The organism is Sphingomonas sp. DC1600-2 (genome assembly GCF_049897605.1).
Lineage (GTDB): Bacteria > Pseudomonadota > Alphaproteobacteria > Sphingomonadales > Sphingomonadaceae > Sphingomonas.
Map to the genome: position 1 here is coordinate 77,634 of NZ_JAFCWO010000006.1, position 15,515 is coordinate 93,148.

Here is a 15,515-nt window from a genome sequence, read left to right on the forward strand (position 1 = left end):
CGCCGCCGCATCAGAAGCCGAAGTGGATCGAGGCCACGAAGGTGCGCGGCGACCCGAAGGTGTAGCGCGTCGTGCTGGTGGAGTCGGTGCCAGTCGTCAGATTGCTGAAATAGCGTTCGTTGAACAGGTTGGCGACGTTGAGCTGGAAATAGGTCTGCGGCAGCCCAAGCTGTTTCAGCCCGACCCGCGCGTCGAGATCGACCGTGGTGTATCCGGGGGCGATCACGTCGTTGACGTCGGTCGCATAGCGGCGGCCGACATGCTTGACCTGCAGCCCGATTGCGATCGGATCGAAATCGACCTGCACGCGCCCGCCATATTGCCATTTCGGCGTCTCGACGACGAACTTGCCGGCGGTGTTGGCGGTGACAAGACCGGTGGTCGGGTTGATGACATCGCTTTGCAACCGCGCATCGATGAACGAGCCGAAGCCGTAGATCGACAGATGCTGCACGGGGGCGATGCCGATGCTGGCATCCACGCCCTTGCTCTTCACCGCGCCGACGTTGCGATCGGTGGTCAGCGTGCCGCCACCCTCGAGCTCGGTCGTGGTCGAGATGATGCGATTGTCGTAATAGGTGTACCAGCCCGCCACCTGCGCCTGGATCAAGGCGGTGGTGTAGCGCAGGCCAAGGTCGACCGTGTCGGTCTTTTCGGGCTTCACCGCACCGGTCGGTTTGATCTTGACGTCATCGAAGGCATATAGGTTGTCGGTGCGCGGTGCCGAGAAGCCTTTGGAATAGCTGGCAAAGGCACTCAAGTGCGGCGCAACGGCATAGGTCAGGCCGATATTGGGCAATATGGCGTTATAGGTCTTCACCCGGTTGTTGTACGGCAGGCCATAGGTCGCCGTGGTTGCATTGGCGGCCACCTGCGCCGCGGTCTGCGACGTGCAATAGGCATCGCTGGTGCTGCCGGGGATGGTGTAGCAATAATTGGTCAGGTTGCGGCGGAAGAACGGCGCACGCACGCCCAGCGCGACCTTCAGCTTCTCGTTCAGAAACGACCCGCGATATTCGCCCGAAAGCTGATGCAGGATCGCATAAGACAGCCGGTTGCGCTTCTGCAGCACGTTGCCGGCCGCATCGACCACGGCATAATCGCTCACGCCGTCGATCGCGCTGAACACATTATAGGGCTGGCCGGTCGCATCGAGCAGGCTCATTTCGCCGGTCTGGCGATGGCGTGCGCGGTCCCACGTATAGGCGAAGCGCACCGCATTGTCGGCGTCGAACTCATAGCGCAAATTGGCAATCGCGGTGAAGCGCTGCGTCCGCGTGTTCGAGGGCGAATAGACCCGCACATAATCCAGCGTGTCACCATCGCCGTTAATGTCGACCCCGCTCGCCGTGCCCGCGCCGAGGCGCTGGAACTGATAGCTATAGACGCCCGAAGCCGCCGCGGTCCCGGCAGCGTTGGTGGCATTGGCGTTGCTTTCCGCCAGCACCGTCGATCCGCCACCATTGGCGCGCGTGAAGCTATAGGCACCGTCGAAGGTCAGCGTCAGCTTGGGCGTCAGCGTGATGCGCGAGTTGATCCGCACATTGCCGGTATTGGACGGGTTGATCGCGGTCGCGGCCACGTTCGAGCAGGCCGATTTGTCGCTCTGGCTGGTGCCGTTGACGCCGCTTGCCGAGGGAAGTGAGCAACTCGCATCGTACAGGAAGGCGGAGGAAGTGTTGTTATACAGCGCGTCATACTGGCTCTTGCTGAGCGACAGCGTGTAGGGGTTGGAGGAACTGATCGTCGACGGCACGACCGAGGTGCCCAGCACCGAACGGATGTTGGACAGCGACGGGTTGCTGTACGAACTGTTGCGGTTCTCATTGTAATGGCCCGCGATCGAGATGAAGTCGCCATTGCTGCCCAGCGGTTGGTACAGTTTCCCGTTGAACTGCTTTTTGTCGAGGCTGCCATAGCCGCGATACTGGTCGTATGTTTCCTTGCTCGCCGAGAACCACGCCTTGGTCCCGAACGCGGTGAATACACCCGTGTTGAACAGGCCGAACACGCGGTTCATGTCATAGGTGCCGTGCGAATAGATCGCGATTGCGCCCATCTTGTCGGTTGGGGTGAGCGAGCGATAGTTGACCGTGCCGCCCGATGCGCTCGCGGTCGGCGAATCGACATCGGTGGTGCCGAAATTGACGTTGACCTGCTCGATCAATTCGGGGTCGAGCTGCTGGTTTGAATAGATCGCGTAATTGCCGGAATCGTTGAGCGGAATGCCGTCGAAGGTCAGCGACACGCGCGCGCCGTCGAAGCCGCGAATGCGGAGCTGCCCGCCCGACGCACCATAGGGATCGCTATTGGTGAAATTGACGCCGGGGATCTGGTTGATCGTGTCGAGGATCGACTGGCCCGGAACGCGGTGGGCGATGAAGTCCTGCGTCAGCACCGCCTTTGCCTTGGGCGTGTCGGGAATTTCGATGCCGTTAATGCCCGTCGCGCGTTTGCCACTGACGACGATGTCGGTTTCGGCATCGATCGACCCGGTCGATTGGGCTGCTGCGAGCGTCGGCAAGCTGAGCCCCGCCATGGCAGCACTATACATAAGAGCTTTGCGCATTGTCTTCCCTTTTTTGAACTGCGCAGCGGAACGTTGTATCGTTCGCTGTCAATAATTCGGTGAAGAGTTCTTATGAAGGTTAAATGACAATGGCTATTTCGAAGATTTTTATAGAAGTTTATCCGGCGGATGGTATTATTATAGACACAGATTGTTTCGTAATGTTACAAGTCCTGTAGAATTTACCGATACGTTGCTTGTAGTTGTTGAAGAAGATTTTGCCCCGCGGATTTTGCGGTCCGGGAGCGTCAGAACAGACGGCGCAGCGACAGGCTGACGGTGCGACCAAGCGGATCGAGTAGGTCCGGCTGGTACAGCAGTGGCGTGGCCCCATTTGCGTCGCGAACGGTCTGGCGGGTGTCGAGCATATTGCCGATCGCCAGGCTGACCCGCGTTGCGCGCGCCCAGGCTTGACCCGGAAAGCGTTGTTCAAGATTGGCGAAGATCCGCAGATCGAAGGTCGCCAGCGCCGAGAAATGCAGCGATCCGGCCGCGTCTGCGGTGGTGGTGACCGTCGTCGCACTTTTCCAGTTGCCGCTCAGGCGCAGCCCAACGCCATTGTCGATGATACCGGCGTCGACTTGCACGGCGTGGCGCGGCTGACCGCCGGTGCCGGTCGACCCGCCGTCGAGCAAGTCGATCGTCGCGCTGTCGTCACGCAGCACCAGCCGGTCGCGGAAGTACCAGCTATGGAAGGCCGAGAATTGCAGGCGCAGACTGTTGTCACCGCCGCCGCCACCAGGGCCGCCCGGCCCTCCCGGACCTCCAGGGCCGCCAAAGCCGCCGGGGGGCGGTCCCATGCCATCGGGCGGCGGACCCATTCCCTCGGGTGGGGGACCGGGCGGCGGGCCGTCGCCATCACCGGGCGGCGGTGGGGCGAACGTATCGCGAGTCGACCGGCGACCCTCGACGACGATATCGTCGCCATCTTTGCCGGGGGCGGTACGGTCGGATTCGGGTGTGTCGTCGGCGACCGCGTGACCGGGCGGCTCCATCGGTCGGCCGGGTGGCGGGAAACCAGCGGGCGGGTGCCAATTGGCGGGAGGCTGCGGCCGCCTTGCCGGGCGTAGGACCTCCGAAAAGGTCAGGCCGGAGCGAATTTCCTGGCGGTATTCACGCGCGAAGTTCACGGGGCGTGCGTCGACTTCGACCAGAGTGCCCGACGCATCGCGGATATAGCGATCGGGAAACGCCGCCTCGACCGCCGCCGACAGCGTGGGCAGGCTGCCGATCGCATTGTCGGTGCGGCTGTCGATGTAATTCGCGCTCAGCGTCAACTTGGTCCTGGTGCGGGCGATCGCCGCTGCCGACAGGCTGGCTTTGAACACATGGCGATCGTCGGCGGCGAGCGCAGACGAGCCACCGCTGATCTGCGTGACCGAAACTGTCTTGCCGCGCCTGTAATCGTACACCAGCACGTTGGCCGTGGTGATCGTCGGCGCGTTGAGTTGCTCGAGCGTCGGGGCAACGCGGTCCTCGTTCATCGACACGATGATGCTGATGCCCTTGCGCGGGGTCCAGTTGAGGCCGTAACCGAGCGTGCCCAGCGCGCCATAATCGGAAAGCCGCGTCGTGCCGACATTGACGTTCGCCGACAGCGTGCCGATCGTATCCAGAAAGTGCGCCTTGGTGCTGGTCAGCGGCACGTCGAGGCTGGCCTGCGCATTGAATTCGGAGCGGTTGAAGGTGCGCGCGCTGCTGGCATCGACACCCGTGCTGTCCGATTCCAGCGCGCTGAACGCGCCGCCCACGCGCAAGCTGGTGCGTAAAGGCCCCGCCGGAAGTGTGAGCAGCTTGCCCATTGCGACCACGCTGCCGCTTCCGGCATCGCTGATCGAGCTGGCATGTTGGCGCTGTGTGCTGCCAAGCGGGGTGCGCGAAGCGGTGTCGGTGGCCGTGCGGGTATCGCTATGGTCGAAGGTGCCGATCGCCGAGACCTGCCAGTTCTTGGACAGATCGGCATTGAGCGTGGCACCGCCATGCGCGGTTGCGGTTTCACTATGCTGGCGCAAGGCCTCGTCGGACAGGATGCTGCCAACCGCCATAGTCGGCAGGCCGTTCAACGCGTCGCTGGTTTGATAGCCGCCGTTCGCGTTGAAGGACGCGGTGATGGTGTCGGACAGGCGATGCGCATAGGTGCCATTCAGGGTGTAGCTGCGCGATGTCGGCTTGAGCGTGCGGTATGCGGTGTCGTCGATCAGGGTGTTGGTAGGTGTCACGTTACGCTCACTTTGCAATAGCCGCGCGCTGGCGACCGCCTTGGCCGACAGGTTGAAGCGATCGCTGTCATGGATGCGGACGTAGCTCAGCACCGCTGCGCCATTCTCGCCCTCGCCCTCGGTTGCGAGGCCTCCCGTGAGATTGGCAACGCGCGCGATGAAGCGGCGGCGCAAGATGATGTTCACGACCTTGCGCTGCGCGTCATAGCCGTATTTCAGCGCGACCTCTTCAGGCAGGATATCGACGCGCAGGATCGATTCGGTCGGCAAATCGCCGATTTCGTTGACGCCCGAGATGCGCTTGCCGTTGACCAGCACGACCGGCGCGCTGCTGCTGTCGCGGCCCTGGTCGCTTTGGGTCTGGTCGGCCAGCGCATCGAGCAATTCGCTAATCGTGGATACGCCGTATGCCGCGACATCGGCCGGATTCAGCCGGTTTTCGGGGGGGATGTCGCCGATGACCGACCCGGGCAGCGCCCGCCCGGTAACGACGATGTCGTCGTTCGTGGCCTCTGTTTGCACGGGCGCTGCGGGTTCGGGCACGGGCGCAGCGCCCGTCTCCGCATAAGCGAGCGATGTCAGGCTGCAGCCGAGCAGCAACATCGTCAGCGCGGGTGGGGTGTGGCGGACCAGGCGGCGGGGTGTGGTGTGCATACGCCACGCGCGCTAGAATCGGTTTGTTTCGCATGGATTTCCGCGCGGCGGTTCGGACCGATGGGTGCTGCGCATGGCAGAAAATTGGCGCGCCCGGAGGGAGTCGAACCCCCGACCGAGGAGGTAGAAGCTCCTTGCTCTATCCAACTGAGCTACGGGCGCGCACCGGATTCGCCTGTAGCGTGGATTGCGGCGCAGCGAAACGGCCTTCATAACCGCCCGGCGAGGGCAGGGGCGGATCCGCATGACGACACCACAGAGCATCAACGCACGCGATCTGGCCGGGCGGCAGTTCCGTTATTTCGATTTCGTGATGGTGGCGTTCGTCGTTATCCTGCTGCTGTCGAACGTGATCGGCGCGGAGAAGCGCTCGGTTATCAACCTGCCGTGGATCGGGCTTTGGCCGTTCGGTGCGGGGATCCTGTTTTTCCCGATCTCCTATGTCATCGATGACGTGCTGACCGAGGTGTATGGCTATGCCCGCGCGCGGCGCGCGCTGTGGGCGGGGTTCGGCGCGTTGCTGTTCATGGCGGTTATGGAATGGACCGTGGTGCATCTGCCGGTCGCCCAGGGCTGGAACGGGCAGGCGGCGTATGAACGCGTGTTCGGCGCGGGCTGGCGGATCATCCTGGCGTCGATCACCGCCTTCTGGGTGGGGGATCTGCTCAATTCCTTCGTGCTCGCCAAGATGAAGATCGCCACCGGGGGCAAATATCTGTGGACGCGCACGATCGGCAGCACGATCGTGGGGGAGGGGGCGGACAGCCTGATCTTCTATCCGATCGCCTTTTACGGCTTGGCGGATTGGCCGGTCGAGCAGATCGGCATGGTGATGCTCAGCCAGTTCGTGCTGAAAGTGTCCTGGGAAGTGCTGCTGACGCCGGTGACCTATCTGGTGGTCAACGTGCTGAAGCGCAGCGAGGGCGTGGATGTTTACGACCGCGGGACGGACTTTTCACCGTTCCAGATTTAGGATCGATGCGGTTCGCGTGTTGAGAGAGGAATGCCTTTTCCGTCAACCGTTCGGAAGGGGGCAGAAGACCGATTCGGTCCGTCTTTACGCCCCGACCAGTTCCAGCAAGCCCTCGAACATCCGCCGTCCATCATTGCCGCCATGCGCCGCAGTTTCGATGCGGCGTTCGGGATGCGGCATCAGGCCGAGCACGTTGCCAGCGGCATTGAGCACGCCCGCAATGTTGCGCGCGGAGCCGTTGACGGGCTCGGCATAGCGGAACGCGACGCGGCCTTCGCCTTCCAGCCGGTCGAGCGTTTCGGCATCGGCTGAATAATTGCCGTCATGATGCGCGACGGGGATGATGATCTGCTCGCCCGCGCCATAGCGGCTGGTGAACACGCTTTGTGCATTGTCGACGGTCAGCGCGACTTCGCGGCACACGAAATCGAGCCCGGCATTGCGCATCAGTGCGCCCGGCAGCAGCCCCGCCTCGGTCAACACCTGAAAGCCGTTGCAAATGCCGAGCACCGGCACGCCGCGCTCGGCCGCCGCCGTCACCGCGCGCATGATCGGCGAGCGTGCGCCGATCGCGCCCGACCGCAGATAGTCGCCATAGGAAAAGCCGCCGGGCAGCGCGATCAGGCCGACGCCATCGGGCAGATCGCTATCGGCATGCCACACCATCGTCGGCGCGACGCCGCTGACCTCGTGCAGTGCGGTCGCGATGTCGCGGTCGCAATTCGAGCCGGGAAAGACGATGACCGCGGTCTTCATACGCGTTCGATCCGATAGTTTTCGATGACGGTGTTGGCGAGCAATTCGCGGCACATCGCGTCGATCCGCTCGTCGCTGGTATCGTCGGCGACATCGAGTTCGATCAGCTTGCCGGCGCGGACGTCGTTGACGCCGCCGAAGCCGAGGCCACCGAGAGCCTTGTGAATCGCGCGGCCCTGCGGATCGAGCACGCCGGGCTTCAGCGTGACGAAAATGCGGAGCTTCATGGGCATATCCTGGCTGCTGGTCGTTAGCGCGGCACCCTATGGCCCCGTGCGCGCCGTGTCGCAAGCGTCGTGTGGCGTCAGGGATCAGTGGCGCGCGGTCTCGCGCGGTTCGAACCAATGGGGCAGGCCGAAGGATATCCGCGCGCCGTAGCGGGCGAGCGCGGTCTTGGGCCACGGGCCGGTGAGATAGAGCGGCGCATAGCCGCCGGTATCGCGCCCCTCCAATTGCGCACGGACATGGTCGTCGCCGATCCAGCGCTCATCGCCTGCGAACGGGCGTCGTAAAGCGACCGCGCGCACCCGATTGCCGATCAAGATCTGATGGTAATCGAACGAGTTGCGTTGCTCGCCGCGCGCGTCGGTCAACCACGCGGTGGCGAAATAGGTTGGCGTCCACGCGGCCCCGACCGGGGCCGGGAACACCACCATCCGCGCGGGTTGATGGGCCTCGACTGGTACGGGGTCGATCCGGATCGTCAGAGCGAGCAAAATCGGCAGCAGCGCGACCAGGGTCACCGGCCGCCGCCACGCATCGAGCACGAAACGCAGGGCGAACAGCCCGAACAGCGGGAGCACCCATTTGAAATAATGGACATTGTTGAAGCGCCACAGCCCGGTCGGCAGTAAATCGACATAAGCGAGCATCAGGATGACATAGACCGCACCCGCCGCAGCGACCGCGAGCGTCACCGGCCGCCTTGCAGCTGGGGTCCACCAGGCGACGAGGATCCCGGCCCCGCCGAGCAGCAGCCACGGTGCCGCATCCAGCAACCCGACACCCTCGCCGAACCAGGCGCGCGGCTCGACCAGCAGGACATAGGCCTTCCAGCCGAGCCAGCTGAAGTTGAAGCCATATTGCGCCGAATAGAGCATATAGGGGCTTGGGCCGAAGCCGTAGATCGCCACGAACAGCGTGGCCAATGCACCGAAGGACAGGAAAAAGCTGGTAGCAGCATAGCGGGCTGCGCGCCCGTCTCGAGCGCGGATCAGCGCGGCCGTTGCGGCGAGCGCGATGATCGCGCCGATGATGACGTCGCCGGGACGGGCGAACGGGATCAGGCCGAGCGCCAGGCCGAGGATGCTCGCGGGCGAGCGAGATCCGCCCTGCGCGCGCTTCTCTTCAACGCTTCCCCGGCGCAGGCCGGGGCCCAATTGCGGTGTGGATCGTAAGGAAGCGCTGTCCGAGCCTATAACCGGCTCGCGACTGGGCCCAGGCCCCCGCCGGGGAAGTAGCAAGGGCCGGGGAAGGGTGAAGAGAGAGCGGGAAGAGGAAGCCTCTTCCCACAATTGCGCCATCGCCCCCAATGCCAACCACAGCAGCGCCGCCGCCGGTGTGCTCGTCCACGGTTCGATCCACACTTTGGCAATGTCGAATTGCGCGAGCGTCGTCGCGGCGAAGAGCAGCACGGCCCCCCATAACGGCACGCCAAAACTGCGCGCCACGCTGCGAAAGCCGCCAAAGGCCAGTAGATAGCAAGCCAGATTGACGAGGAAAAACGGCTGGCTCGGCCACAGCTGCAGGAAGGGCAGGCCGAGCAACGGATAGAGCAGCGGGTAATAATGCTGGCTCGGGGCCAGATCGCCGGTCGCAAGCGCGGTCGCCGAGCGCACGTAGAGCGACTGGTCCTGCCAATCATGCCAGTACAGCGCTGCGGGGTCGGTGAGGCCTGCCCAGCCGACCACGCGCAGCACGCTCAGCAGATAGACGACGGTCAGTGCCGCATAGGGCCACACAGCCGCCGGGGCGGCGGCCCGAAGCTGCCGCCACCCCGCCATGTGCTTATTTGCCCTTGCTCAGCCGATGCTTTTCGAGATCGAGCACGGCATTGTCGGCCCCTTCGGGCAGCAGCCCGAGACGGCGCGCAACTTCCTGATACGCTTCGACTTCACCGCCGAGATCGCGACGGAAGCGATCCTTGTCGAGTTTCTCGTTGGTGGTCATGTCCCACAGGCGGCAGCCATCGGGGCTGATTTCGTCGGCGAGCAGGATGCGCGGATAATCATTGTCCCACACCCGCCCGAATTCGAGTTTGAAATCGACCAGGCGAATGCCGATCCCGGCGAACAGCCCGCACAGGAAATCGTTGATGCGAATCGCCAGGTCGGCAATGTCGTGCATCTCTTCCTGCCCGGCCCAGCCGAACGCGGCGATATGCTCGTCGGTGATCATCGGATCGCCGAGCGCATCGTCCTTATAATAATATTCGATGATCGTGCGGGGAAGCTGGGTGCCTTCCTCAATGCCGAGTCGAGTCGAAATCGATCCGGCGGCGACATTGCGGACCACCACTTCGATCGGGATGATCTCGACCTGGCGGATCAACTGCTCGCGCATGTTGAGGCGGCGGATGAAGTGCGTCGGTACGCCGATCAGCCCGAGCAGGGTGAAGATATGCTCGGAAATCCGGTTGTTGAGCACGCCCTTGCCGCTGATCGTGCCCTTTTTCTGGGCGTTGAAGGCGGTTGCGTCATCCTTGAAATACTGGATCAGCGTCCCTGGCTCAGGCCCCTCATAGAGGATCTTGGCCTTGCCTTCGTAGATCTGGCGGCGGCGTGCCATGTGCGCGGATACCCCTAAAAACCAAAAGCTGAAAACGATAGGCCCCGGCGACGCGGGGAACGCGGGCCGGGGCGGTAAGGGTTCCGCTATATCGAATGCGCGGCGGCGGTGCAATCAGCTTGGGCGCAGGGCGCGGCGCTTCGCCCGTTACGCAACCGGTTCGTGTTCCTCGCGGGTCTCGTGCGCTTTCGGTGTTTCGTGGTGGAACCAACGCTGGACGATGCCGGTGTGTCCACCGTCGTCCTGTCGCGGGGCCGGGGGCAGGACGGGGGCGGCAGCGCCCTCGGTTCGCGCCAAAATCCAGCGGAGCAGCAACGCGCCGCCAAGCAGCAACGCCAGCCACGGCCCGATCCCAGCCAGCACCACCAGCAGCCCGGCGAGCGACGCCAGAAAGGTGTCGCCAGCGCTTTCAAAGGTCGCGGCGGGCGACGCCCCGATTCCCGGGATTCCGCCGTTGGAGCTGTATTGGAACAGCACCGGCACGCTCGCGGTGGCACCAGCGGCCCCCTGATCGACATCGCCGATCGTCGCGATCGCGCTGCGCAATCGATCGACCTTGGCGATGGCCAGTCCCTTCTGTTCGGGGGCGGTCGCGCCGCGAGCGCCGGATTCGGCATTGGCCAGGGCGTCGCGCAGGCGCGCCAGCACGACTCCGCCGCGCCCGCTCCCGTTGGCCGCGTCGGTCCCGGCGATGGTGGCGTCGGTCATCGTGCCGTGCGCGGCGTTCACCGTCTGCGCAGCGGCCTTGCCAAAGGCACGCGCCACCGTTGGGTCGAGCGTCATCGTGAGGGCGGCGGCGATCTCGTTATCGGTACCGACCGTATAGCGCATCGCCGTAATCCGGCACCGCGCCGGGCCGAGCTGATCGCAACCGCGCGCGTGGCTTTCCTGCACCGATTCGATCCGGCTGGCAGGCAGGCGGAAGGCGTAGCGATAGTCGAACCCGCCGTCGGGCGCGGGCAGCGCGGCGGCTTTACCAGATGCGGTCGATCCCGGGCCGCCGGGTGCGGAGACCCCATCGCATCCGCCAAGCAACAGTAATCCTGCGAGAAGCCTAGCGAATCGCATCGTCCACCCCCAATGCCCGCGACCGCATAGCAGTTTTGGACCCGCAGGGCACGCTGGGTCAGGTCACCGCATTGCGTTGTGCGAAGGCTGGGTCATGGTGCGCGCCGCTTGCCAGGATGTCCCCGAGGATCGCTCCGGCGCGCCATACGTCCTCGAATCCGAGGTAGAGCGGAGTCAGGCCAAAGCGCACAATGTCGGGGTCGCGAAAGTCGCCGATCACGCCGCGCGCGATCAGCGCCTGGCACAGCGCATAGGCCTGGGGATGGCGGAACGAAATATGGCTGCCGCGCCGTTCGGGATCGGCGGGGCTGACGCATTCGAGGTTCAGGCGCGCACCGATGGCGGCGAATTGGTCGAACAGCGCCGCGCTCTTCTTCGCCACCGCCTGTTGATCGACGTCGCGCCACAGGTCGACTCCCGCCTCCAGTCCCGCCATCGCCAGCATCGAAGGGGTGCCCGCCAGCCATCGCTTCATGCCGCTGGCCGGTTGATAGGCATCGGTAAGATCGAACGGCGCGGCATGGCCCATCCAGCCCGATAGCGCGCTCGCCAAGCGTTCCTGCAAGCGGCGTGCGACGAACAGGAATGCCGGGGCACCGGGCCCGCCATTGAGATATTTATAGCCGCAGCCGACCGCGAGCTCGGCTCCGGCGGCATTGAGGTCGACCGGGACCGCGCCAACGCTGTGGCTAAGGTCCCATAGTGTCAGCGCCCCGGCGGCATGGGCAGCGGCGGTCCACGACGCCATGTCGAAGCGCTCGGCGGTTTTGTAATGGACATGGGTGAGCAGGACGACCGCAGTGTCGCCGTCGATCGCACCGCTGAGCGCGCCCCGCGCAACCGCGTTCAGCCGCGCACCGGCCACGCAGCCGACCGCGCCCTCGGCGATGTGCAGGTCGGTCGGGAAATTGCCGGTTTCGCTGACGATGGTGCGGCGCGCGGGATCGTGGCGAAGCGCAGCGACGAGCAGCTTGAACAGGTTGACCGAGGTCGAATCCGCCACGATCACTTCGTCGGGCTCGGCACCGATCAGCGCCGCGATCTTGCCGCCAATGCGCTGCGGGGCGTCGATCCAGCCTTCGTTCCAGCTGCGGATCAGCCGCTCGCCCCATTGCCGCCCGGCCATGTCGGCGAGCGCGGGCGCGGTGTCGCTGGGCAAGGGGCCAAGCGAATTGCCGTCGAGATAGATCACGCCCTCGGGCAGCGCGAACCGGTCGCGATAGCCGCGCAGCGGATCGGCGGCGTCGCGCGCGCGCGCTTCGTCGCGCGTCATTGGGCCAGCGCGCTGCGGATCAGCGCCTTAGCTTGCGCCCAGGCCGCCGTCTCCGGCGCGATCAGTTCGACATGGCCGGTACGCTCCACAATGTGCAGCGCGGCGCGGTCGCCCTTGGCGCGGGCCTGGTCGACATAGCCGGTGCCGAGGCGCAGCGGAATGATCGCGTCGGCCCGTCCGTTCACCAAATCCTGCGGCACGCCGAGCGGCAGTAGGCGCGGCACCGAGGTATCGGCATAAACATCGCTGCGGGTGCCGGGCTTGCCGACCAGGTGCGACACAACGTCCGTGCCACACCCATTGTCGGGGCTGGCGGCGGTCGCTTCGAGATCGGGCAACCCGCCGAGGCTTACGACATGGCTGATCTTGATCGGGTGGGCGCTGTACAAGGGGCTGTCCTTGGGCAAGCGCGACCGTCCGGCCAGCCACAGCGCCAGGTGTCCGCCGGCCGAATGGCCGACCGCGACGATATGGGTAGTGTCGAGATGAAAGGGCTCGGCGTGGGACGCGAGCGCGTCGGCGGCGGTCGCGGCATCGAGAAAGGTTCCGGGATAGCCCCCGCCCGGACGATCCACCCCGCGATATTCGATATTCCACACCGCGATCCCGCTTTTGCGAAGATCGTCGGCGATCCAGTTCATCAGGCTGCGGTCGGCGATGCTGGTGGTCCAGCAGCCGCCATGCACCATCAGCACGACGGGATGGCGGCCGACCCCTGCGGGGAGCCACACGTCCACCTTTTGCAGTGCATCCGTACCATAGGCGATCGTCGCATCGGGCTTCGGCTGTGCCCGTCCGGTCAAGTCGGGCCAGCTGAGCAAGGGCGGTTCGGGCGTGCGCGGAGTATCGGGCATGGCACCTGCGGGCAAAGTGAGAAGGGCAAGCGAGAGCAACCGGATCATGTCCGCAGGGTGTAATCGCCACGCGACCATCTCGCCACCTGCGAATGCGGCTGCTATCGCGGAGCTATGCCGACCGATTTGACCGATCCCTTCCAGGCCATCGTGGACTCACCCTTCGATAGCGCGCTCAGCGACCGCTATCTGGTCTATGCCCTGTCGACGATCACCGCGCGTTCGCTACCCGACGTGCGCGACGGCATGAAACCGGTGCACCGCCGGTTGTTGTGGGCGATGCGCCAACTGCGGATGGACCCGAACACCGCCTATAAGAAATCGGCGCGCGTCGTTGGCGAAGTGATCGGCAAATATCATCCGCATGGCGATTCCTCGGTCTATGACGCGATGGTCCGGCTCGCGCAGGATTTTTCGGTGCGCTATCCGCTGGTTGAGGGGCAGGGGAATTTCGGCAATATCGACGGCGATAACGCCGCTGCCTTCCGCTATACCGAGGCGCGGCTGACGCAAGTCGCCATGGATTTGATGGAAGGGCTCGACGAAGACGCCGTCGGCTTCAAACCCACCTATAATAATGAAGAGCAGGAGCCCGAGCTTTTCCCTGGAGCTTTCCCGAACCTGCTCGCAAACGGTGCGGCGGGAATCGCGGTTGGCATGGCCACCAGCATCCCGCCGCACAACGCCGCCGAACTGTTCGACGCGGCGATCCTGCTGATCGACAATCCGCACGCCGAGGATGCGGCGCTGCTCGAGCATATCAAGGGCCCCGATTTCCCGACCGGTGGCTTGGTCGTCGACAGCCCGGCGGCGATTGCCGAGGCCTATGCCACCGGGCGCGGGGGCTTTCGCGTGCGCGCGCGCTGGCATGTCGAGGATCAGGGGCGCGGCACCTGGAACGCGATCGTCACCGAAATCCCCTACGGCATCCAGAAGGGCAAGTTGATCGAGCAGATCGCGGCGATCGTCAACGACAAGAAACTGCCGATCCTGGCCGACATCCGCGATGAATCGGATTCGGAAATCCGCATCGTCATCGAACCGCGCAGCCGCACGGTCGAGGCCGACATGCTGATGGAAAGCCTGTTCAAGATGTCGGACCTGGAAGTCCGCTTCAGCCTCAACCTCAACGTGCTCGACGCCAACCGCACCCCGCGCGTGATGAGCCTGCGCCAGGCGTTGCAGGAATGGGTGGCGCATCAGTTCATCGTGCTGCAACGGCGCACCACGCACCGGCTGTCGAAGATCGCCGACCGGATCGAGCTTCTGCACGGCTATATCGTCGCCTATCTCAATCTCGACCGCGTGATCGAGATCATCCGCACCGAGGATGAGCCCAAGCCGGTGATGATGGCCGAGTTCGAGCTGAACGAGCGCCAGGCCGAGGCAATCCTCAACATGCGGCTGCGCAGCTTGCGGCGGCTGGAGGAAATGGAGTTGCGCAAGGAGCGCGACACGCTGGAAGCGGAGCGGGCCGGGCTGGAGGCACTGCTCGGCAGCGAGGCGCGGCAGCGCACGCGGCTGAAGCGCGACTTCACCAAATTGCGCGAGCGCTATGGCCCCGAGACCAAGCTCGGCAAGCGCCGCACCACCGTCGCCGAGGCGGCCCCGGCGCGTGATATCCCGCTCGAGGCGATGATCGAGCGCGAGCCGATTACCGTGATCCTGTCGCAGCGCGGCTGGATCCGCGCGATGAAGGGGCATGTCGATGCCGCCGGGCTCGCCGCGGTGAAGTTCAAGGAAGGCGATGCGGCGCTGTTCGACTTCACCGCGCACACCACCGACAAGATCATCGTCGCCGCCGAAAACGGGCGCTTCTTCACGCTCGCGGCCGACAAATTGCCCGGCGGGCGCGGCTTTGGCGAGCCGGTGCGGTTGATGATCGATCTCGATGGTGAAATCGGGATCGTAGGGATCTTCCGCGCCGGCATTTCGGAGAAGCTGCTGGTCGCGGCGAGTGACGGTCGCGGCTTCATCGTCCGCACCGCCGACATCCTCGCGGAGACGCGCAAGGGCAAGACCGTGGTGACGCCGCGGATCGGGGCCAAGCTCAAGGTCGTCCGCCCGGTTGCGCCCGAGGCGGATTATATCGCTGCAATAGGCGATAATCGGCGCTTGCTGGTGTTTCCGCTGTCCGAGCTGGCAGAGATGGCGCGCGGGCAGGGGGTGCAGCTGATGCGCTTCCGGGATGGAGGGCTATCCGACGCGATCGCCTTCGTTTTTGCCGAAGGATTGAGCTGGCCGATGGGCGGCGAGAGCGGCCGCATCCGTACCGAAACCGATCTTGCGCCGTGGCGTGCCGCGCGCGGTGCTGCCGGCCGAATGCCACCCAATGGATTCCCCCGCGACAACCGCTTCTAGC

The 15,515-nt window shown here is 64.6% G+C and carries 11 protein-coding genes and 1 tRNA gene; 2 read left to right on the forward strand and 10 right to left on the reverse strand.

Annotated elements, in window-relative coordinates; all coding sequences use genetic code 11:
- Positions 1–10: 10 nt before the first annotated feature.
- The 3 genes from ACP7BL_RS12680 to ACP7BL_RS12690 all read right to left on the reverse strand — a co-directional run bounded on the left by ACP7BL_RS12680 (position 11) and on the right by ACP7BL_RS12690 (position 5,604).
- Positions 11–2,569 carry a TonB-dependent receptor gene (locus tag ACP7BL_RS12680; RefSeq protein WP_426258491.1) on the reverse strand — a complete coding sequence of 853 codons (2,559 nt, stop codon included), beginning with the start codon at positions 2,567–2,569 and terminating at the stop codon, positions 11–13.
- Positions 2,570–2,817: 248 nt separating this feature from the next.
- Positions 2,818–5,442 (reverse strand): TonB-dependent receptor, encoded by a 2,625-nt coding sequence (locus ACP7BL_RS12685; protein ID WP_426258492.1) that lies wholly within the window; start codon positions 5,440–5,442, stop codon positions 2,818–2,820.
- Between the two features lie 85 nt (positions 5,443–5,527).
- Positions 5,528–5,604: transfer RNA gene (locus ACP7BL_RS12690), tRNA-Arg, on the reverse strand.
- An 82-nt stretch (positions 5,605–5,686) separates the two neighbouring features.
- On the opposite strand from ACP7BL_RS12690, the gene ACP7BL_RS12695 reads away from it, so the two are divergent.
- A complete protein-coding gene (locus tag ACP7BL_RS12695; RefSeq protein WP_126845241.1) occupies positions 5,687–6,415 on the forward strand; it encodes a queuosine precursor transporter in 729 nt (242 codons plus the stop codon).
- An 84-nt stretch (positions 6,416–6,499) separates the two neighbouring features.
- Here the strand turns inward: ACP7BL_RS12695 and purQ are convergent, their stop codons facing one another.
- From purQ to ACP7BL_RS12730, 7 genes are all read right to left on the reverse strand, one after another.
- Positions 6,500–7,171: a phosphoribosylformylglycinamidine synthase subunit PurQ gene (gene purQ, locus ACP7BL_RS12700; RefSeq protein WP_426258493.1), complete on the reverse strand. Its 672-nt coding sequence runs from the start codon at positions 7,169–7,171 to the stop codon at positions 6,500–6,502.
- A complete protein-coding gene (gene purS / locus ACP7BL_RS12705; protein ID WP_033964473.1) occupies positions 7,168–7,398 on the reverse strand; it encodes a phosphoribosylformylglycinamidine synthase subunit PurS in 231 nt (76 codons plus the stop codon). Before purS ends, purQ begins: the two co-directional genes overlap by 4 nt.
- Before the next feature lie 84 nt (positions 7,399–7,482).
- Positions 7,483–9,174 (reverse strand): hypothetical protein, encoded by a 1,692-nt coding sequence (locus ACP7BL_RS12710; RefSeq protein WP_426258494.1) that lies wholly within the window; start codon positions 9,172–9,174, stop codon positions 7,483–7,485.
- Positions 9,175–9,178: 4 nt separating this feature from the next.
- Entirely contained in the window at positions 9,179–9,958 is a 780-nt protein-coding gene (purC, locus tag ACP7BL_RS12715) for a phosphoribosylaminoimidazolesuccinocarboxamide synthase (protein WP_010407920.1), read from the reverse strand.
- A gap of 147 nt (positions 9,959–10,105) precedes the next feature.
- Entirely contained in the window at positions 10,106–11,026 is a 921-nt protein-coding gene (locus ACP7BL_RS12720) for a hypothetical protein (protein ID WP_137902641.1), read from the reverse strand.
- A 58-nt stretch (positions 11,027–11,084) separates the two neighbouring features.
- The gene (kynU, locus tag ACP7BL_RS12725) at positions 11,085–12,299 is read right to left on the reverse strand and encodes a kynureninase (RefSeq protein ID WP_426258495.1); all 1,215 of its coding nucleotides are present in this window, start codon (positions 12,297–12,299) and stop codon (positions 11,085–11,087) included.
- The gene (locus tag ACP7BL_RS12730; RefSeq protein WP_426258496.1) at positions 12,296–13,201 is read right to left on the reverse strand and encodes an alpha/beta hydrolase; all 906 of its coding nucleotides are present in this window, start codon (positions 13,199–13,201) and stop codon (positions 12,296–12,298) included. The genes kynU and ACP7BL_RS12730 overlap by 4 nt, the downstream gene beginning before the upstream one ends.
- 66 nt (positions 13,202–13,267) lie before the next feature.
- Here ACP7BL_RS12730 and parC point away from each other — a divergent pair, with 66 nt between their 5' ends.
- Positions 13,268–15,514, forward strand: a complete 2,247-nt coding sequence (parC, locus tag ACP7BL_RS12735; protein WP_426258497.1) for a DNA topoisomerase IV subunit A — start codon at positions 13,268–13,270, stop codon at positions 15,512–15,514.
- Position 15,515 lies beyond the last annotated feature (1 nt).